This window comes from Frigoribacterium sp. PhB24 (assembly GCF_003755185.1).
In the GTDB taxonomy this organism is placed as follows: Bacteria; Actinomycetota; Actinomycetes; order Actinomycetales; family Microbacteriaceae; genus Frigoribacterium.
In genome coordinates this window covers 688,354-707,065 of the sequence record NZ_RKIC01000009.1, presented here as the reverse complement: position 1 = coordinate 707,065, position 18,712 = coordinate 688,354, and the positions used below count along the sequence as shown (strand labels likewise).

20 protein-coding genes are annotated in these 18,712 nt (G+C 72.3%); 6 read left to right on the top strand and 14 right to left on the bottom strand.

The features are described from left to right. Positions 1 to 107: 107 nt before the first annotated feature. On the top strand, positions 108 to 1,532 hold the full coding sequence (locus EDF50_RS03835; protein ID WP_123518194.1) for an amidase: 1,425 nt from the start codon (positions 108 to 110) through the stop codon (positions 1,530 to 1,532). Positions 1,533 to 1,553: 21 nt separating this feature from the next. Here EDF50_RS03835 and EDF50_RS03830 read toward each other — a convergent pair whose 3' ends face one another. The 5 genes from EDF50_RS03830 to EDF50_RS03810 are packed head-to-tail and all read right to left on the bottom strand — an operon-like array spanning position 1,554 to position 6,502. Then, complete coding sequence (locus EDF50_RS03830; RefSeq protein WP_233570293.1) at positions 1,554 to 2,360, bottom strand: ABC transporter ATP-binding protein; 807 nt, start codon at positions 2,358 to 2,360, stop codon at positions 1,554 to 1,556. Then, positions 2,357 to 3,136, bottom strand: coding sequence for an ABC transporter ATP-binding protein (locus EDF50_RS03825; RefSeq protein WP_123518193.1), 780 nt, complete (start codon positions 3,134 to 3,136; stop codon positions 2,357 to 2,359). Before EDF50_RS03825 ends, EDF50_RS03830 begins: the two co-directional genes overlap by 4 nt. Then, a complete protein-coding gene (locus EDF50_RS03820) occupies positions 3,133 to 4,056 on the bottom strand; it encodes an ABC transporter permease (RefSeq protein ID WP_123518192.1) in 924 nt (307 codons plus the stop codon). The genes EDF50_RS03825 and EDF50_RS03820 overlap by 4 nt, the downstream gene beginning before the upstream one ends. Next, positions 4,053 to 5,006, bottom strand: coding sequence for an ABC transporter permease (locus EDF50_RS03815; RefSeq protein ID WP_123518191.1), 954 nt, complete (start codon positions 5,004 to 5,006; stop codon positions 4,053 to 4,055). The genes EDF50_RS03820 and EDF50_RS03815 overlap by 4 nt, the downstream gene beginning before the upstream one ends. Further along, entirely contained in the window at positions 5,003 to 6,502 is a 1,500-nt protein-coding gene (locus EDF50_RS03810; RefSeq protein WP_233570292.1) for an ABC transporter substrate-binding protein, read from the bottom strand. Before EDF50_RS03810 ends, EDF50_RS03815 begins: the two co-directional genes overlap by 4 nt. Positions 6,503 to 6,787: 285 nt before the next feature. On the opposite strand from EDF50_RS03810, the gene EDF50_RS03805 reads away from it, so the two are divergent. Further along, positions 6,788 to 7,216, top strand: coding sequence for an SIP domain-containing protein (locus tag EDF50_RS03805; RefSeq protein ID WP_123518189.1), 429 nt, complete (start codon positions 6,788 to 6,790; stop codon positions 7,214 to 7,216). 13 nt (positions 7,217 to 7,229) lie between these two features. After that, complete coding sequence (locus EDF50_RS03800; RefSeq protein WP_123518188.1) at positions 7,230 to 8,168, top strand: siderophore-interacting protein; 939 nt, start codon at positions 7,230 to 7,232, stop codon at positions 8,166 to 8,168. 71 nt (positions 8,169 to 8,239) lie between these two features. Here EDF50_RS03800 and EDF50_RS03795 read toward each other — a convergent pair whose 3' ends face one another. From EDF50_RS03795 to EDF50_RS03785, 3 genes are read right to left on the bottom strand one after another with little or no spacing between them, the layout of a single operon-like run. Further along, a complete protein-coding gene (locus tag EDF50_RS03795; protein ID WP_123518187.1) occupies positions 8,240 to 9,061 on the bottom strand; it encodes an SDR family NAD(P)-dependent oxidoreductase in 822 nt (273 codons plus the stop codon). Next, complete coding sequence (locus tag EDF50_RS03790) at positions 9,058 to 9,414, bottom strand: Fe-S oxidoreductase (RefSeq protein WP_199738563.1); 357 nt, start codon at positions 9,412 to 9,414, stop codon at positions 9,058 to 9,060. The genes EDF50_RS03795 and EDF50_RS03790 overlap by 4 nt, the downstream gene beginning before the upstream one ends. Beyond that, the gene (locus EDF50_RS03785; RefSeq protein ID WP_123518186.1) at positions 9,411 to 10,811 is read right to left on the bottom strand and encodes an NAD(P)/FAD-dependent oxidoreductase; all 1,401 of its coding nucleotides are present in this window, start codon (positions 10,809 to 10,811) and stop codon (positions 9,411 to 9,413) included. Before EDF50_RS03785 ends, EDF50_RS03790 begins: the two co-directional genes overlap by 4 nt. A 194-nt stretch (positions 10,812 to 11,005) precedes the next feature. Here EDF50_RS03785 and EDF50_RS03780 point away from each other — a divergent pair, with 194 nt between their 5' ends. Beyond that, positions 11,006 to 11,176 (top strand): CsbD family protein, encoded by a 171-nt coding sequence (locus EDF50_RS03780; protein WP_123518185.1) that lies wholly within the window; start codon positions 11,006 to 11,008, stop codon positions 11,174 to 11,176. Positions 11,177 to 11,271: 95 nt separating this feature from the next. On the opposite strand, the gene EDF50_RS03775 is transcribed toward EDF50_RS03780, so the two are convergent. The 6 genes from EDF50_RS03775 to EDF50_RS03750 form a co-directional block, all read right to left on the bottom strand. Beyond that, positions 11,272 to 12,063 carry a crotonase/enoyl-CoA hydratase family protein gene (locus EDF50_RS03775; RefSeq protein ID WP_123518433.1) on the bottom strand — a complete coding sequence of 264 codons (792 nt, stop codon included), beginning with the start codon at positions 12,061 to 12,063 and terminating at the stop codon, positions 11,272 to 11,274. Between the two features lie 11 nt (positions 12,064 to 12,074). Next, entirely contained in the window at positions 12,075 to 12,902 is an 828-nt protein-coding gene (locus EDF50_RS03770; RefSeq protein WP_233570291.1) for an arginase family protein, read from the bottom strand. A gap of 13 nt (positions 12,903 to 12,915) precedes the next feature. Beyond that, positions 12,916 to 14,055: a DUF418 domain-containing protein gene (locus EDF50_RS03765; protein WP_123518183.1), complete on the bottom strand. Its 1,140-nt coding sequence runs from the start codon at positions 14,053 to 14,055 to the stop codon at positions 12,916 to 12,918. Continuing rightward, positions 14,052 to 14,774 carry a PspA/IM30 family protein gene (locus EDF50_RS03760; protein WP_123518182.1) on the bottom strand — a complete coding sequence of 241 codons (723 nt, stop codon included), beginning with the start codon at positions 14,772 to 14,774 and terminating at the stop codon, positions 14,052 to 14,054. The genes EDF50_RS03765 and EDF50_RS03760 overlap by 4 nt, the downstream gene beginning before the upstream one ends. 86 nt (positions 14,775 to 14,860) lie before the next feature. Beyond that, positions 14,861 to 16,858 carry a YgcG family protein gene (locus tag EDF50_RS16775; protein WP_123518181.1) on the bottom strand — a complete coding sequence of 666 codons (1,998 nt, stop codon included), beginning with the start codon at positions 16,856 to 16,858 and terminating at the stop codon, positions 14,861 to 14,863. A gap of 59 nt (positions 16,859 to 16,917) precedes the next feature. After that, positions 16,918 to 17,325, bottom strand: coding sequence for a hypothetical protein (locus EDF50_RS03750; protein WP_123518180.1), 408 nt, complete (start codon positions 17,323 to 17,325; stop codon positions 16,918 to 16,920). 50 nt (positions 17,326 to 17,375) lie between these two features. Here EDF50_RS03750 and EDF50_RS03745 point away from each other — a divergent pair, with 50 nt between their 5' ends. Both EDF50_RS03745 and EDF50_RS03740 read left to right on the top strand, forming a co-directional pair. Further along, a complete protein-coding gene (locus EDF50_RS03745) occupies positions 17,376 to 18,266 on the top strand; it encodes a DMT family transporter (RefSeq protein WP_123518179.1) in 891 nt (296 codons plus the stop codon). A gap of 144 nt (positions 18,267 to 18,410) precedes the next feature. Further along, positions 18,411 to 18,626 carry a hypothetical protein gene (locus EDF50_RS03740; protein ID WP_123518178.1) on the top strand — a complete coding sequence of 72 codons (216 nt, stop codon included), beginning with the start codon at positions 18,411 to 18,413 and terminating at the stop codon, positions 18,624 to 18,626. Positions 18,627 to 18,712 lie beyond the last annotated feature (86 nt).

Genomic DNA, 18,712 nt, shown 5'->3' with positions numbered 1-18,712 from the left:
GAGACGTGCGACGGTCCCGGCGGCGACCTGCGGCCGAGGGAGCACGAATGGGACAAATGTACCAGAAAAGGCAGCCCGTGGCCTGGCCTGCGGCCTAGGCTCGACGGGTGTTCGAACTCCATCACCTGAGCGCCCACGAGCAGTGGGACTGGCTGCGCCGCGGCGAGGTCTCGCCCCGCGAGCTGACCACCCACTACCTCGAGCGCATCGCCCGTCTCGACGGCGACCTCGGTGCGTTCGTCACGGTGACCGACGACGCCGCCCGCACGCGGGCCGACGCCCTGGCCGCCGCCGGCCCCTCGGTCGCGCCGCTCTGGGGGCTGCCGCTGGCCGACAAGGACCTCAGCGACCGGGCCGGTGTGCCGACCTGGTCCGGGTCGCGCCTCAGCCGGGGACGGGTGCCCGAGACGTCGTCCGAGATCACCGAGGTGCTCGACGAGGCCGGTGCGATCAGCGTGGGTAAGACGGCGACGCCCGAGTTCGGGCTGACCGCGTACACCGAGACGCTCGTCGGTCCGCCGACGCGCAACCCGTGGTCACCCGGGACGGGCGCGGGCGGGTCGAGCGGCGGGGCCGCGGCCGCCGTCGCCGCGGGGCTGCTGCCCTTCGCCCCCGGGTCGGACGGCGGAGGCAGCATCCGCATCCCGGCCGCCGCCACCGGCCTGGTCGGCCTCAAACCCTCGCGGGGCCGGGTGCCGGCGCAGTCGGGGTTGACCAGCCTCGCGGGCCTTCCCGTCGGTGGTGCGCTGGCCCGGTCGGTCGCCGACGCCGCCTTGCTGCTCGACGCGATGGTGTCGCCCGACGGTCGTCCACCGCGCCACCACCAGGCGCTCTCGGCTCCGCCGTCACCCGACGGGGCGTACCTCGGCACCGCCGTACGGGGCGAGGGACGCTTCCAGATCGCCGTGATGACGACCAGCCCGTGGGACGACGCGTTCGACGTCCGGGTCGACCCGCGCCTCCTGGGCGTCCTCGGCGAGACCGCCGACCTGCTCGCGACGACGGGGCACGGGATCGACGAGACCAGCCTGCCTCCGTCGGACTACCCGGCGCTCTTCCGCACGATCTGGCAGGCGGGGGCGGCGGGCATCCCCGCCGAGACCGAGGCCGAGCTGGCGCTGCTCGAGCCGATCACCCGGTGGTTGGTCGAGCAGGGCCGACGCGTGACGGCACGCGAGCTGTCGACGGCACTCGTCGGGCTGGCGGCGTTCGAGCGCGACGTGATCGAGCGGTTCTCGGCCTTCGACGCCGTCCTGACACCGACTCTCGCCATGTTGCCGCGGCCGATCGGCTGGTACGACGCCGAGGACGCCGAGCGCAACTTCGAGCAGCAGTGCCTGTACTCGCCGTTCACGTCGTTCGTCAACGTGGCCGGGCTGCCCGCGATCAGCTTGCCCGTGGGCGAGGTCGACGGGCTGCCGGCGGGCGTGCAGCTGATCGGACGGCCGGGCCGCGAGGACGTCCTGCTCGCGATCGGCGCGCAGCTCGAGCGTCGGCTGCGGTGGCAGCGCCGGCACCCGTCGATGTGGTGAGCCCGGCCCGGGTGCCCCGCGTCAGTCGAGAGTCGGGACCGACTCGACGAGCGTGCGCGTGTAGGGGTGCTGCGGCCGGCGCAACACGTCGTCGGTGACCCCCTGCTCGACGATGCGTCCGTCGCGCAGCACCGCGACCCGGTCGGCGAGGTGCTGCACGAGCCCGATGTCGTGCGACACGAGCAGAAGCGCCAACCCCCGTTCGTCGCGCAGCTCGCGCAGCAGCTCGAGGATCTGGGCCCGGACGGTGACGTCGAGCGCGCTCATCGGTTCGTCGCCGATCAGCAACCGCGGCCGGTGCACGAGGGCCCGGGCCAGGGCGATGCGCTGTCGCTGTCCTCCGCTGAACTCGTGCGGCCACGACGCCGCGTCCTCGGCGGCGAGCCCGACGCGTTCGAGCATCTCGGCCACCAGGCGGTCGTGGTCGCCCTCGACGCCGAGGGCGCGCAGGGGTTCGGCCACCGTGTCGCCGACGCGCATGCGGGGGTCGAGCGAGCTGTAGGGGTCCTGCAGGACGATCCCGGACTGCCGACGCAGCCAGCGCAGGCGTGAGGCGCGGTCGGGCGCGACCGTCCGGCCGTCGAAGGTCACCGTGCCCGAGGTCGCGCGGTCGAGGGCGAGCAGCAGGCGCACGAGCGTGGACTTGCCCGAGCCCGACTCGCCGATGAGGGCGACGCTCTCGCCGGCCGCGACCTCGAGGTCGGCGTCGACCAGCGCGTGACGCACCGGGCCCGGCTGGAACGGCGACCGGCGCGGCAGCGTGAACGTGCGGGTGAGGCCCCGGGCGATCAGCAGAGGAGGCGCGGGTGCGGTGGTCGTGTCGCTCACGAGGCCCTCCAGGTCGTCGCCCGCGTGGCCTCGACGAGTCCCCGGGTGACCTCGTGCTCGGGGCGGTGGAGCAGTCGCTCGACGGGGCCGCGCTCGACGACGCGGCCGCGCGAGAGCACCGCGGCGTGGTCGGTGATGCGCGAGAGCACGGCGAGGTCGTGCGTGACGAAGAGCAGTGACGTGCGCTGCTCGTCGACGAGGCGTTGGAAGAGCGCGAGCACCTCGGCCTGCGTCGTGACGTCGAGCGCCGTGGTGGGCTCGTCCGCGAGCACGAGGCCCGGGCGGTTGATCAGGGCCATCGCGATGCCGACCCGCTGTCGTTGGCCGCCCGAGAGCTGGTGCGGGTACAGGTCGACGACGGTCTCGGGGTCGGGTAGGCCGACCTCGGCGGCGGCCGCCACGGCCCGGGCGCGGGCATCCCGGCGACCGACGCGGCCGTGCAGGCGGAGGGGCTCGGCGATCTGCCGCCCGACGGTGACGACGGGGTCGAGGGCGGTGCGGGGGTCCTGGAAGACCGTGCCGACGACACGGCCGCGCAGCCCGGCCAGGTCGCGCTCGGACGCCCCGAGCAGCTCGCGTCCGTCCAGCCGGATGCTGCCCGTGGCGCGGGCGCCGTCGGGCAGCAGGCCGAGGACGGCCAGCGTCGTGAGCGACTTGCCCGAGCCGGACTCGCCGATCAGCCCGACCCGCGCACCGTCGGGCACGTCGAGCGAGAGGCCGTCGACGACGCGGCGGTCGCCGATGGTCACGGTCAGGTCGTCGATCACGAGGCTCACGAGACGACCCCCGGGGCGACAGGGCGCGGGGGAGCGGCGGGCGGCGGCGTCGACCCGTCGGCGGGTCTGCCCCGGCCGCCTCGACGCGACCGCAGCCGCGGGTCGGACGCGTCGCGCACGGCGTCGCCCAGCAGGTTGAGCGCCAGGACGGTCAGCGTGATGGCCAGCCCCGGCCAGACGACCGAGCCGGGGTGCACGCCGATGAACTTCTGCAGGTCGCTCAGCAGACGGCCCCACGAGGCGGTGTTGGCCGGGGCACCGTAGCCGAGGAACGACAGGCCTGCCTCGGCGAGCACGCTCGTGGCCATCGACAGCGAGAGCTGGACGACGAAGACGGGCGCGACGTTAGGCAGCAGATGACGTCGCAGCACGGCCCCCGTGCCGAGTCCGTTCGCCCGGGCGGCGAGCACGTAGTCGGTCCGCGCGACCTGCCGGATCTCGGATCGGCTGACCCGGGCGATCGTCACGCCGTAGCCGATCCCGACCGCGACGACCACCACGGTGAGCGACCCGCCGAACGCCGCCGCGAGGGCCATGGCGATCAAGAGCGTGGGGAACGCCACGAGCACGTCGATCAGCACGGCGACCGACTCGCGCACCCAGCGGGACGTCAACGACCCGAGGGCCGCGAGGCCCACGCCGACGACGGTGGCGACCACCCCCGAGGCGACGGCGACCACGACGGTGGTGCCGGTGGCGGCGAAGACGTAGCTGAAGATGTCACGGCCGACCGAGTCGGTGCCGAACGGGTGCGCCAGCGAGGGGGTCAGCCACGCCGAGTAGGGGTCGGTCTCGAAGGGGTCGAGCGGGGTCCAGAACAGGCTGACCAGGGCCGACAGGACGACGAGGGCGAGCCATCCGACGCCGAACAGGCCCTGCGGGCGACGCAGCAGCTCGCGGACGAACGCGCCGCGCCTCATCGGTCGCCCTCGCGCAGGCGCGGGTCGAGTCGTCGGTGCACGACGTCGATCACGAGGCCGATGAACAGCACCAGCGTGGTCAGCGTCATCAGTTCACCCTGCACCTTGGTCAGGTCGCGGCGACCGACGTCGGTCACCAGCATGCGGCCGAGCCCCGGCAGCGTGAACAACTGCTCGATCACGACGGCGGACACGATCAGGCCGGCCACCTGCAGCCCGAGGATCGACACCACGCTGAGCATGACGTTCGGCAGTCCGTGCCGCACGAGGGCACGTGACCGGGTCATGCCGTTGGCGGCGGCCGTTCGCACGTAGTCCTGGTCGAGGGCGCCGAGCGCCGCCGAGCGCGTGAAGCGCAGCAGCACGGCCCCCTCGACGATCCCGATGGTGAGCGCGGGCAGGACGAGCGAGCGCAGCGCCCGCCCGGGTTCGCTCCAGCCGTCGACCGGGAACCCCTGCGTCGGCAGCAGCCGCAGGGTCACGGCGAAGACGCCGATCAGCAGCATGCCCGCCCAGACGACCGGGACGGCGGCCAACAGCTGGGCGCCCGTGCCGAGGACGACACCGGAGGCGCGGCCGCGGCGGAGCGCGCTCGTCACGCCGAGCGGGATGCCGATCAGCAACCCGAAGACCAGCGAGAGGCCGGCGAGCGGGAGGGTGACGGCCAGCTTGTCGAGGACCTCGTCGATCACCGGCGTCCCCGTGACGAGCGACTCGCCGAGGTCGAGGCGCAGCAGCCCGCCGGCCCAGTCGAGGTACTGCACCACGACGGGCCGGTCGAGACCGAGCTGCTGACGGAGGGCGGCGACCTGTTCGGGCGAGCCGGTCGTCCCCGCGATCGCCTGGGCGACGTCGCCCGGCAGCAACCGCAGCGTCGCGAAGATCAGCACGCTCGCGACGGCCAGCCCCCCGACGAAGAGGAGCAGGCGTCCGATGACGAAGCGGGTCACTCCGCCGTGGCCAGGTCGGCCAGGTCGAGGCGGGTCGTGGTCGAACTCGTCGGGAACCCGGTGACGCCGTCGTGGATCGCCGTCAGCGTGGTGGCCGTGTAGAGCCACTCGGCAGGGGCGTCGTCCGAGACGATCCTCGCGGCCTCGGCGAGCTTCTCGTCGGCGACCTGCGGGTCGGTCGCGGCGATCGACTCGGCGTAGAGCTGCTGGACGGGTGCGCTGTCGTAGCCCCAGTAGTAGTCCGGGTTCGCCCAGTTCGCGAAGTCGTGGGTCTCGGCGTGGTTCACCATGCTGAGCTCGAAGTCCTTGTCCACGTAGACGTCGTCGAGCCAGGTGCTGAAGTCGACCTGCTGCACCGTCACGGTGACGCCGACGGCCTTGAGTTGCGTGGTCAGCACGTCGCCGATCGCGGCCGGGTAGACGTTGGGGTACTCGAGGGTCAGTGACAGGTCACCGTCGTGGCCGGCCTCGGCGAGCAGGGTCCTCGCCTCGTCGGGGTCGTAGGCGTCGACGCTCGTGAGGTCCTCGTAGCCGGGGTCGAGCTCGGGGATCGGGCCGCCCTGGTCGACGGCCGACCCGCCGACGGCGGTGATCAGCGCGTCGTTGTCGATCGCGAGCCGCACGGCCTCGCGGACCTTCGCGTCGGTGAACGGCGCGACGGCGTTGTTGAACGCGAGGGTGTACTTGTCGGTCGTCTTGCCCTTCTCGACCGTGATGCCGTCGACGCCGTCGAGCTGGCTCGACAGGGTCGCGTCGACCGCGGTCTGCACGTCGACGTCGCCCGAGATCGAGGCGTTGATCGCGGCGGACGGGTCGGTCACGTAGCGGAAGGTGACGCCCGCGACCTTCGCCGGGGTGCCCCAGTAGTCGTCGAAGCGCCCGAGCTGCAGGTTGTCGCCCTGCCGCCAGCTCGTCAGTTCGAAGGGCCCGGTACCGTTCGCCGTGGTCGAGAGGTCGTTCGTCGCCGACTGCTGCAGCACGAGACCGGCTCGCCCCGTGAGGTTGAACAGCAGAGACGAATCGGGTCGCGAGAGCGTGAGCACGACGGTGTCGGCGGCGGGCGCCGTGACGGTCGAGACGGCGGCGAGGTCGGCGTGGTTGGCGAGCGAGGCGTCGTCCTTGACCTGCGACAGCGACCAGACGACGTCGTCGGCCGTCATGGCGGCGCCGTCGTGGAAGGTCACGCCGTCGTGCAGCGTGAACGTGTAGACGAGGCCGTCGTCGCTGACCGTGTGGTTCGCGGCCAGCACGTCGCGGATCTCGTTGTCCTGCGTGCGACCGACGAGACCCTGGTACACGTTGTCGATCAGCACCTGGTCGAGCGCGATGCCCGCCGTGCTGCGGATGTCGAGGTCGCTCGGCTCGAGCACGAGACCGACCGTGACGGTCGCGTCGGGGTCGGGGGTGCCCGACCCGTCGGGGGACGACGTGGACGAGCAGCCCGTCGCGACGAGCAACAGCGCGGCGACGGCGGCGGAGAGGGGGAGGGTGCGCACCTGGTGGGGCCTTCCGGGGATGGCCGTGGCGGATCGTCCACGGCGACGAGGGACCGGGGGCGCGGGGGAGCCACCCGGTCGTTCGGCGGGGGAGTCCCGGTCGCTGCTGAACCGGTCCACGCGATCCGCCACCGTGTTGCTGTCGGACACGGTACGGCCCCTTGTGCCGGGCGTCGCTGACGGACTCCCGAACCCGTCAGAACCTACCATCACGGCAGCGAGGTCGCTGTCAATCGAGAGACCCGTGTGGCGGATGAGGCAAGCCTTACCTATATTGAAGAGGACATGCTCCTCGTAGACCAGAACCCGCCCCTGCCGCACGACGCCCTGCGCGTCCTCTTCGCCGCAGACGCGACGTCGATCCCCGTCCTGCGAGAGATGCTCTCGGTCCTGCCGATCTGCGCCCGGGGTCAGGTGTTCGTCGAGGTCGACAGCGTCGACGACGTCGTGCCGCTCGCCTCGCCGGGTCGTGTCACCGTCACCTGGCTCGCCCGCGACCGCCGCTCGGGCGTGCCCGGCACCAGCACGGCCTGCGCCCCGGGTCAGGCCCTCGAGCGTGCGGTCCGCGCCTGGCTCGGCGAGATGTACGTCGAACCCGAGACCGTGGCGACGGGTGACCACGTCGTCTGGATCGGTGGCCCGCGCTCGTTCGCCTACGACCTGCGGCACGACCTGCACCAGCTCTTCCACGTCGGCACGCCCGCCGCCGCCTGACCGGCGTCTCTCGATGACGATCACGTCCACCACCACCGTCGAGCGCCCCGCGAAGGCGGCGCACCGTCCCTACCGCGTCCGGGTCGCGGCGGTCCGTCGCCTCGCGCCGTCGTTCGTGCGCATCACCTTCACGGGCGACGACCTCGGCGACTTCGGCGTCGACGGCCTCGACCAGCGCATCAAGGTCGTCCTGCCCCTCGAGGGCACCGGCTACGACACGTTCCCCACCGACGACTGGTACGCCGCGTGGCGAGCGCTTCCGCCCGAGCAGCAGAACACGTTCCGCACGTACACCGCGCGAGCCGCGCGTCCCGCCCTTCGCGAGGTCGATGTCGACTTCGTCTGCCACGGTGACACCGGTCCCGCCTCGGCCTGGGCAGGTCGAGCCCGGGTCGGCGACGAACTCGTGCTGATCGGTCCCGACGCGACCAGCGGTGTCACGGGCAGCGGGGTCGAGTGGTCACCCGGTGACGCGCGCACCGTGCTGCTGGCCGGCGACGAGACCGCGGCCCCGGCCATCTGCTCCATCGTCGAGGCGCTGCCGGCGGACGCCCGGGGGTGCGTCTTCATCGAGATCCCGACCGCGGCCGACGAGCTCGATCTCGTCGCGCCTCCCGGGGTCGACGTCCACTGGCTGCCCCGTCGAGAGGCGACGTCCGGCCACGGTGAGGCCCTGATCGTGGCGGTACGTCGTTGGACTGCGCGGTACGTCACCGCCTGGCACCACGGTGTCGAGGTGAGCGAGGTCGACGTCGACCACGACCTCCTGTGGGACGTCCCCCAGGGCGACGACCCGCGTGGCGCCGCCGTCAGCTCCGACCTCTACGCCTGGTTCGCGGGCGAGGCGGGCGCCATCAAGACGCTCCGCCGCTTCCTCGTCAGCGAGGTCGGCATCGATCGGCGCCAGGTCGCCTTCATGGGCTATTGGCGGGTCGGCAGGTCCGAGTCCTGACGTGAGGCCCCGAGGCGCAGGAGGCGCGACCACGTCGGTCGCGCCTCCTGCGTCTCGTCCTCGGGCCGCGCCTAGACCTCGGCGGGCAGTCCGACCAGCTCGGAGGTGCGCTCCCAGAGTGCTTCGGCGAGCAGAGGGTCGGTCGCCTGCCGGTGCAGGCGGCCGTGTGGCTTCAGCTGGTCGAAGTAGGTGCCGCTCTCGACCGCGATCGTCGTCGGGCCGGCGAGCTGGACCAGCGGCACGGCACCGGCCGAGGCCGAGATGCCGTAGTTGCCGTTCGTCAGCACGTTCGCGACCCGCATGGAGCGTGAGTCCGACCCGAATCCGGTCACCACGATGCCCGGGTGGAACGAGAACGCCTCGAGCCCGGTGCGCTTCGCGAGCTCGCGGATGAACAGGACGGTCTCGATCTTGGTCGTGCCGTACTGACGCCACCCACCGCCCCAGCGCCGCTTCGACCAGTTGAGGTCGTCGAGCCGCACGTGGCCGAGCAGGTTGGCCGTGCTCGCCGTCGAGACGACACGTCCACCGCTCTCGACGAGGCGGGGCAGGAGCAGCCGGGTCAACAGGAACGGCGCGAGGTGGTTCGACTGCAGGGTGCGCTCGAAGCCGTCCGCCGTGACGCCCCGTTCGCTGACGAGACCGCCGGCGTTGTTCGCGAGGGCGTCGATCCGCGGATAGCGGTCGAGCAACCGCTCGGCCAACGACCGGACGTCGTCGAGCCGGTCGTAGTCGACGAGGAAGGCCGTTCCGCCCACCTCGTCGGCCACGGCCTGCGTGCGCTCGGGGTCGCGTCCGACCACACCGATCTCGGCGCCGCCTCTCGCGAGCTCGCGGGCGGCCTCGCGGCCGATGCCGCTGCTCGCCCCGGTGATGATCACGGTGCGGGTCATCGATATCCGCCCTTCTCGAGGCCGGCCTCGATCTCGAATCTGTTCGACAGCGGGTCGCTGCCGGCCAAGAAGTACAGTACGGGCATCAGCATGCCGTACTTCCGCCACTGACGGACGTGCACGGCCTCGTGGTCGAGGACGCGCGGCCCGTCGTTGTCCCGGGTGAGGTACACCCGACCGACGCAGGTGCCCCCGCGCTTGAACGCCCAGCGGGGCAGTCCCCGGCACACGATCAGGTCACCGACGACGCGGACGCGTCCGACGCTGAGCGGCACCCCGATCACGAGGCCGACCGCCGTCGCCCAGGCGCAACCGATCCTCGAGATCGGGGAGTCGACCAGGGGGTTCCTCACGGACGTCCGTACGCGTCCAGCAGGCGCAGCCAGACCTCGCTGACCGTGGGGTACGAGGGCACGGCATGCCAGAGGCGATCGATCGGCACCTCGCCGACGACAGCGATCGTGGCGGCGTGCAGCAGGTCGCTGACGTCCGGGCCGACGAAGGTCGCGCCGACGATCACCTTGCGGGACTCGTCGACGACCAGGCGCGCCTGACCCGTGTACTCGTCCGAGTGGATCGCCGAGCCCGCCACGGCGGCGAGGTCGTAGTCGACGACCTTGACGTCGATGCCGCGCTTGCCGGCGGCGTCGGCGGTGAGGCCCACGCTCGCGACCTCGGGGTCGGTGAAGGTGACCTGCGGCACGGCCGCGTCGTCGGCCGTGGCGACGTGGGCACCCCACGGCTCGGCCTGCACGGGCTTGCCGAACGCCCGAGCGGCGATGACCTCTCCGGCCGCGCGGGCCTGGTACTTCCCCTGGTGCGTCAGCAGTGCTCGGTGGTTGACGTCGCCCACGCCGTAGAGCCAGTCGGTGCCCTTGACGAGCATGGTGTCGTCGACGTCGAGCCACTCACCGGGGGTCAACCCGACGTTCTCGAGGCCGAGGTCGGAGGTGCGGGGCACGCGGCCGGTCGCGACGATGATCTCGTCGGCGATCACCGTCGAGTCGTCGTCGAGGCTGACCTCGACCGTGTCGTGCTCGGTACGCAGCACGTGCGAGGGCGAGACGCCGAGGCGTACGTCGACGCCGAGTCCGCGGAGCGAGTCGCCGACGAGTTCGCCGGCGAAGGGCTCCTGCCCGCCGAGCAGACCGCTGCGGGCGATCAGGGTGACGGTCGAGCCGAGCTGCTGGTACGCCGTGGCCATCTCGGCCGCGACGACGCCGCCGCCGACGATGACGACGCTCTGCGGCATCGATTTCACGCTGGTGGCCTCGCGGCTGGTCCAGGGCTTCGCCTCGGCGAGGCCGGGGATGTCCGGCAGCAGGGCCGACGAACCGGTCACGGCGGCCACGGCGTACTTCGCCTGGTGCGCCTCGCCGTTCACCGTCACCTCCTTGACACCGGTGATGGTGGCGTGCCCGCGGATCAGGTCGATGCCGGCACCCTCGACCCAGTCGGCCTGGCCAGAGTCGTCCCAGTTGCTGGTGAACGAGTCGCGCCGACGCAGGACGGCTGCGACGTCGACGTCGCCCGTCACGGCCTGCTTGGCTCCGTCGAGCGACTTGGCCGCGCGGACGACCGCGCTCGAACGCAACAACGCCTTGGACGGCATGCAGGCCCAGTACGAGCACTCGCCGCCGACGAGCTCGGCTTCGACGAGGCCCACCTTGAGGCCGTTGCGGGTGGCGTAGTCGGCCACGTTCTCACCGACAGCGCCGGCTCCGATCACGATGAGGTCATAAGTCGTCATGGCCCCGACGCTAGTCGCCCGAGATCTCGCGTTCTCAGGCGGTTCCGCCCGGGGGACATGGCCGTTTCGTGAAACAGTCCTGGATGTTTTCTGAACGAGGCGAGCGAGATCGCGGAGGCGCGGGTAGCGTCCCAGACATCAGCGCGCCACCGCGATCGTTGCGGCGGAGCGCGTCAACCTACGAGGAGGCACACATGGGACTCGACGACAAGATCAAGAACGCCGCTCAGGACATCGCCGGCAAGGCGAAAGAGACTCTCGGCGACCGCAAGGGCGACGACGAGTTGAAGGCCGAAGGTCAGAAGGACCAGGCCGGTGCCTCCGCCAAGAAGGTCGGCGAAGACGTCAAGGACGTCTTCAAGTAAACCGATCCGCCTCGTTCTCGAGCCCGTCCACCCTTCGGGGTGGACGGGCTCTTTCGTGCGTCTTCTTTCATGCGTCGCCGATGGGGGAGGCGCGGTCAGCGTCCCGTGAACTCGGCGGCGGTCCGCGAGACGAAGGCCTCGAACCCGATCCGGGCGTCGTCCGAGGCGAGCAACCGCACGAGCTCGGGCTGGAGCCGGGCCTCGGCCGCGGCGTCGCCCTCACGAACGGCCAGCCGGGAGTTCGCGAGCGTGGCCTGGACGGCCAGGGGAGCCTGCGCCGCGATGCGTCGGGCGAGGTCGAGGGCGTGCTCGAAGGCCGACCCGACGTCGACCAGGTCTTGCACGATCCCGATGCGCCGCGCCTCCTCGGCGTCCAGGAGGTCGCCGGTCAACAGGTACCGCATGGCGTCACCCCAGCCGACCCGGCGGGGCAACCTGATCGTCGCGCCACCGAACGGCAGGATGGCGCGGCTGACCTCGATCTGGCCGAATCGCGCGTCGCGGCTCGCCACCACGACGTCGCTCGCCAGCGCGAGCTCGACGCCGAGCGTCAGGCAGGTGCCCTGCACGGCCATGACGACGGGCTTGGACACCTGACGTCCGTGGACCTGCCAGGGGTCGAGGCCCCCCTCGGGGACGACGTCCAGACCCTCGGCGGTCACCGCGGGCACGACGTCGCCGAGGTCGAGGCCGGCAGTGAAGTGGTCGCCGTGGGCGAAGAGCAGTCCGACGCGCAGCTCGGGGTCGCGGTCCAGCTCGCCGTAAGCCAGGGCCAGCTCGCGCAGCATCCGCAGGTCGGCGGCGTTGCGCTTGTCGGGTCGGTCGAGGCCGATCAGCAGCACGTGGCCGTCGCGGTCGACCGTGACGCGCGGACGGTCGGTGCTCATGGGGTCGGCGCTCATCGTGACAGGGCCCCGAGGATGCGCAGGATCGTGCCCATGTCGTCGGAGGCCGCCTCGGCGTCGACCGGCGCGAACGAGCAGAGGCCCGCACCGACGAGGGTGAACCGTTCGGTGAGGGCGGTGATCGTCTCGATCAGCACGCCGAGATCGAGGCCGAACGGCTGGGGGTCGAGCAAGCCCTCGACGACTCCCGGGTCGAGCACGTCGAGGTCGACGTGCAGGTAGACCTCGGTGGCCCCGGAGTCCTCGACGGCGGCGACCACGTCGGCGGGGTCGAAGTCGAGAGACGAGACCGTGCGGACGTGGCGGCTGTCGATGTAGCGGTCTTCGGCGTCGTCGTAGCTACGCGCCCCCGCGAGGATCACCCGGGCGGGGTCGAGCGGCTCGGGCGTCGGGCCGGGGCCCATGGTGGGGAGGTCTTCGCCGTCATCGCCGATCAGGGACCGCAGCACCATGCCGCTGAACGCACCGCTCTCGCTGCTGCGGGGGCTGTGCAGGTCGGGGTGGGCGTCGAACCAGACGACGGCGGCGCGCGGCGTGAGGGCGTGACGGACGGCCGCGAACTCGACGCCGCAGTCCCCGCCGACGACGATGGCGGGGGAGTCGTCGGCTCGCAGTTCGCGACCGACCGACTGGGCGATGGTGAGCACCGACGAGAGCCGGTGCACCCGCGTGCCCAACGAATCGCCCGCACCCACGGGGACCTCGACCAGCGTGGTGGCGGACGACGGCAGATCGCCCAAGATGGCGTACGCGCCTTCGGCGAGCCGCATGGCCCTCGACGACGGAGAACCCTGCCACTGTGGAACCACGACGAACCTCACGGGCGTCAGTCTGTCACGGGCGGGTGCCCGTGCTCCAGGTCCAGGGGCGACTCAGCGCGCCGATCGCCCGCTCGAGGGGCCCACGCCCGACGAAGCGCTGCCAGAGGGTCGCGTAGACGAGCGTGAGGACGGCGGCGGCGACCAGGTGGCCGAGGGGAAGGCCGTAGGCCGCGCTCGGGTCGGACAGCCGGTACAGGGTGAACAGGGGCGCCGTGATGAGCACATGGGCCGTGTAGACGGTCAGCGGTTGCGCGCCCGTCGCCGCGAGAGGCCGCAGGACCATGCGGACGACCGCCGCCGCGCCTCCGCGTCCCGGGCCCTCGGGCGTCACGGGACGGCGAGCGGTGGTGGCGAGCAACAGCAGTCCGAGCACCGCGGCGGCGACGCCGCCCGAGCCCACGATCTCGGCCGGCATACCCTCGTGGTCGGCCGGGTCGAACCAGGGGACCGAGGAGGCGCCGGGCAGGAACCGCGCCGAGTACCCCACGATCGCGGCCGACGTCCCGACGACGAGGAGCGTGACCTGGGTGCGGGTGCGGCTCAGGTCGGAGCGCGCCGCGGCGAGACCGACGAGCAGGAAGGGCGTCCAGACCAGCGCCGGGTAGGCCCCGACGAGCAGGGCCTGGGTCGCGAGGCCGCCGGCGCCGGACAGCGCGGTGTCACCGTAGGCGTCGACGGGGACGGACGAGGCCAGCCACGGGGCCACGGCGGCGAGCAGCGCGGCGGCCGCCAGCAGCACGGCCCGAGGGGCGTAGAGCAGCCCCAGCGCCAGGACGAACATCACGCCGTAGTACGGCAGGATCACCAGCAGGTAGGGGTTCCAGGCCTGCAACGCGAGGCCCAGCACGATGAGCAGGCCGGCCCGGATGGCGATACCGCTCACGACGCGCCCTCGACCGCCGCGCGGCGTCGGCCTGGTGCCTCCCGACATGAGCCCGAGCGAGACTCCGGCGAGGGTCGCGAAGAGGATCGCCGACCGACCGTCGAAGACACGCTCGTCGAGCAGCGGCCGAGGCCACATGTGGGCGGCGAACATGCCGATCACGGCGAGGCCACGGGCGACGTCGACGCCCATCAGGCGGGGTGCCGCCCCGCGCGCCTGCACCGGCGGGTCGTCCCCCGGTGCCGACGTGCGGGGCAGCGGCTGGGTCACTTGTCGAGCGCGCCGAGCTTGAGGGCGGCGAGGCGGGCGTCGACCTCGGTCTGCTCGCCGAGGTCGTCCAGGCTCTCGAACTGGGCGTCGAGGCTCGAGGCGGCGAGCTCTTGACGACCGAGCATCTTGGCCTCCTCGCGGCGCACCTTGTCCTCGAAGCGGCTGATCTCGCTCGTCGGGTCGAGGATGTCGATGCTCTGGACGGCGTCGGCGACCTTGGTCTGGGCCTCGACGGTCTTGGAGCGTGCGTTGAGCTCGTCGCGCTTGGCGGCGAGTTGGTCGAGCTTGGACCGCATGCCGGTGAGCCCGGTCTTGAGCTTGTCGACGACGTCGGTCTGGGAGGCGATCTGCGGTTCGGCGGTCTTGGCTTCTTTCTCGCTCTGCAGCTGCTTGCCGAGGGCCACGCGGGCGAGGGCGTCGAACTTGTCGGCGTCGACCGTGTTGCCCGACGAGCGCAGCTCGTCGGCCTTGTTGCTCGCGGCGAGTGCCTTGCGCTCCCAGTCCGCGGCGGCCGCTACGTCCTCGGTGTGGTCCTGTTCGAGCAGGCGCAGGTTGCCGATCGTGGTCGCGACGGCCTCTTCTGCCTCGGCGATGCTGTTGGTGTAGTCGCGGACCATCTGGTCCAGCATCTTGCTGGGGTCCTCGGCCTGGTCGAGCAGGCTGTTGATGTTCGCGCGGGTCAGTTGCGCGATACGTCCGAAGATCGACTGCTTTGCCATGGTGCGTCCTTTCGAGAGGTGGTGCCGTGTGAGAAGTGCTCGTCGTGCTGCTGGTTCGCGGCGGGAGGGGAGCGTGACGGGCGGGCCTAGAACCGGCCGCCGCCGGAGCTGCGGCCGCCGCCTCCGCCGCCTCCGCCGCCTCCGCCGAAGCCGCCGCCTCCGCCGCCGAAGCCGCCGCCGCCGCCGCCGAAGCCGCCGCCGCCCCCGCTGAAGAGTCCGCCTAGCAGCATGCCGGTGACGATGCCGCCGAGGTCGGCCCCGGACGACCCGCGGGTGCCGACGCCGCCGCCGAACGGGCTCGACCGCTGGTACGACGAGACCTCGGCCTCGGCGCCGGCCGCAGCGGCCTGCGACAACTGGACGGCCTGGTGGGCCTCGAACAAGGCGGCGTCGCGGTCGGACGTCGCGAGGGACACCGCGGTGGCCAGGTGGCGCTCGGCCTCGGACAACCGGGTGCGGGGCTGCGGGCCGATGCCGCCCCGACGGGTCTCGATGAAGTCGCGGGTGGCGCTGATCTGGCTGCGGGCGGTCAGCAGCGCCTGGTCGAGGGCCGCCTGTGCCCGGCGCTGCTTCTCGGTGTCCTCGCGTACGGCGGCCAGCACCTGGTCGATGCGGTCGTTGGCGGCACCGAGCGAGGCGACGACGGCGAGCGGGTCGTCGGTCGTCGTCTCGGCCAGCGCCACGGAGGCCCGTGCGGCCGAGACGGAACCGGCGATGTCGACACCCTGCGGAGCCGAGTCGTCGGGCAGGCCTTCGGCCGTCGCGATGTCCCGCCGCAGGTCGAGGGTCATCGCCGAGATCGTGCTGCCCGCCGTCCGCAGCGACTCGGCGGCGGCGTCGACCGCGGTCAGCAACTGGTCGACCTGCGCCAGCGCCTGACGCGCCTCGCGGATGGCGATGACCGCCTCGGACGTAGAGGACGACGCCACCGCGGTCGCGGCCGTTCCCGTCCGCTCGTCGGCGAACTCGAGCAGACGGTCGGCCTGGTCGTCGTTCTGGTCGATCGACGCGACCGCCCGCGCCGAGTAGATCGTGGTCAGCTCGCCGATGACGGTGCGAGCCTTCGTGAGGCGGGCCCGACGGCTCTCGATCTCGCCCGGCAGGGCCTCGACGTCGCGGGGCGCCCGGCTCTCGGCCTCGCGCAGCTCGTCGAACGCCGCGGACTGCTCGGCGAGCGAGGCGTCGGCCGCCTCGCACAACTCGATGATGCGGGTGGTCCATTCGCGACGTTGCTCGGGGGAGTCGGGGATCGAGTCGTCCAGCTTCTGCTGCAGGGCGAACGCCTCGCGGGCGTGCACCCGGGCCGCGTCGAGCGCCTCGGCGAAGGGCTTGGCGGCATCGTCACCGAACTGCGCGGCGGCGAAGCCGACCTCGTGCGCGCCCGCGGTGAGTTCGTCGTCGAGGGCGACCAGCACGCGTGCAGCACGTCTGTCGAGCTCGTCCTGGTCGGCCTTCCGTGCGTCGAACTCGCGGCGACGTCGCCGCGCCCGTCGGATGACGAACACCACGGCGATCGCGGCAGCCAGGAGGACCAGCACCAGCAGTGCCCAGAGCACCCAACTGAGGTCGGGGCCCGCCTCGTCGCTGCGGATGCCGTCGGCCAGGGCGACGGCGGCGCCGGCCCAGTCGCCCTCACGCAGCTGAGGCAGGACCACGTCGGTCTGGAGCGCCTGGCGGTCGGACTCCGAGAGGACCGAGGTGTCGGCCGAGAGATCGTAGAACTGGTCGTCGACCGACACCGAGAGCAGGACGTCGTTCGTGCCGAGCTGGTTGAGCGACGCCGTGGCTTCTCCCCAGGCCGTGCGGTCGGAGGGCGAGGTGAACGAGTCGACGTAGACCACGAAGAGGTTGACGCCGGTGTCGGCCGAGAGCGAGTCGAGTGCGTCGGTGACCTCGCGCTCGTCCGCACCGGTGAGCACGTCGGCCTGATCGACCACGTAGGCGCCCTGGAGCTCGACGGGTTCGACCGCCCGGGCCGGAGCCGCACCGACGGCGATCGCACCCACCAGGGTCAGGACGGCCGTGGTCACGGCGATCACCGCTCGGCTCGTCGGTCGTCGGCCGGTCGTTGCGCTCGTGCTCACGACGCTCCCCTCGCTCGTTGCGGGGGAGTCTATCGACGGCCCCCGTCAGAGCGCCCGGGTCACGAGGCGAGGAGCAGGCCCACCGACGCGACGGCGCAGACCGCCCCGACCGCGTAGAGCACGACCCCCACCGTGCGCGGCGCCCGCCCGTCGTCGTGCGGCGGGTGGACGCGGGCACGGTGAGGACGGTCGGGGTCGTAGTGCACGGTGAGCTCGGTCTCGAGCGGCGTCGTGACCGGGACGTCGCCGAACTGCGTCTCGTGCAGCTGCCCGTCGACGTCCATCCAGCGGGCGGTCGCGGCTCGGGCCCAGTCCGGGGGCGGGATGACCACGCCCACGGTGCTCTCGAGGCGGGTCGCACGGCGGCGGAGCAGCCAACCGGCCAGGAGGAAGGGCGAGCCCACGACGAAGCCGAACCAGCCGAAGAGCTCCACCACCGGCGCGATGACGGAGAAGGCGTCGCTCATGCCACGATCGTACTGTGCCGCCGCGCACCCCGTGACGAACTCGGAGCCTCGTGAACCCCAGCCCTCTCGGCCGTGTGCCGTCGCCCCTCCTCGCCGTCGCGGCGATCGTGTCGGTGCAGTTCGGGGCCGCCCTCGCCAAGACGCACTTCGAGGCCCTGGGTCCGACGGGCGCGGCCGCCCTGCGCCTCGCGTTCGGGGCCGCGCTGCTGCTCGTGGTCTTCCGACCGCGTCCCTGGCGGTGGCCGCGCCGTACCTGGCTCGGCGTGGTCGTGCTCGGCCTGGCCCTTGCGGGGATGAACTCGCTCATCTACCTCGCGATCGACGTCGTGCCGCTCGGGGTCGCGGTCACCCTCGAGTTCCTCGGTCCACTGGTCGTGGCGCTCGTGCAGACGAGGCGGTGGTGGGACGCGGCCTGGGCGCTGCTCGCCCTCGCCGGGGTCGTGCTGCTCGGTTCCGACTCGACCGGCGCGATCCCGCTCGTCGGCGTGCTCCTCGCCCTCGGTGCCGGGGCGTTCTGGGCCTGCTACATCCTGGCCAACGCCTCCCTCGGTCGGGGTCGCGACCCCATGGGCGCCCTCGCGACCGCCATGTTCGTCGCCGCCCTCGTGGTCGTCCCGTTCGGGGCGCACGACGCGACGGTGGCCGTCCGGGCCGACCCGCGCCTCCTGCTGATCTTCCTGGTCGTGGCGGCGCTGACCTCGGCGATCCCGTACGCCCTCGAGTCGGTGGCGCTGCGGCGACTGCCGACCCGGGTGTTCGGCGTCCTGTCCAGCCTGGGGCCGGCGGTGGCCGCGTCGGCCGGGCTCGTCGTGCTCGGCGAGGCGCTCGGGGTGCGCGAGGTGGTGGCCCTGGCCTGTGTGACCACGGCGAGCGTCGGGGTAACGATCGCGGCCGGTCGGCGGCGGCGTCGCGGGGCCCTGCCCGAGGCCTCGGCAGCCTGACCGTATCCGAGCCCCATGCCGCGTCTGTCCGCGGTGCGAACCGGACGGCGAGCCTGACCGCTCCGGGAGGCCTTGTACCCCACTCGCGGGGTACGCTGCGATCACGGCCCACGAGACGGGCCGGAGAACGATGAAGGAGACATCATGGGTGCTGTCTTGGAGCGCACATCCCGAGCCGAGGTCATCCCTCTGGGTGACGGGTTCCATCGCGTGGCGACGCCGACTGCCGGCGTGATCGGTTTCGTGCACGAGAACGACGGGTTGTTCGAGGTGCTTCGCGGACGCGTCCGCACCGCCGTCCGACGCGAGGGCTCGTACCGCACGCTCGACGTCGCCGTGATCGCGCTCACCTACAGTTGAGCGCGACCGTCCACTGACACCGCCCCCGGCGTGTGTCCCCGAGGCCTCGCCACCGGCGGGGCCTCTCCTCTCTCTCCACCCACAGT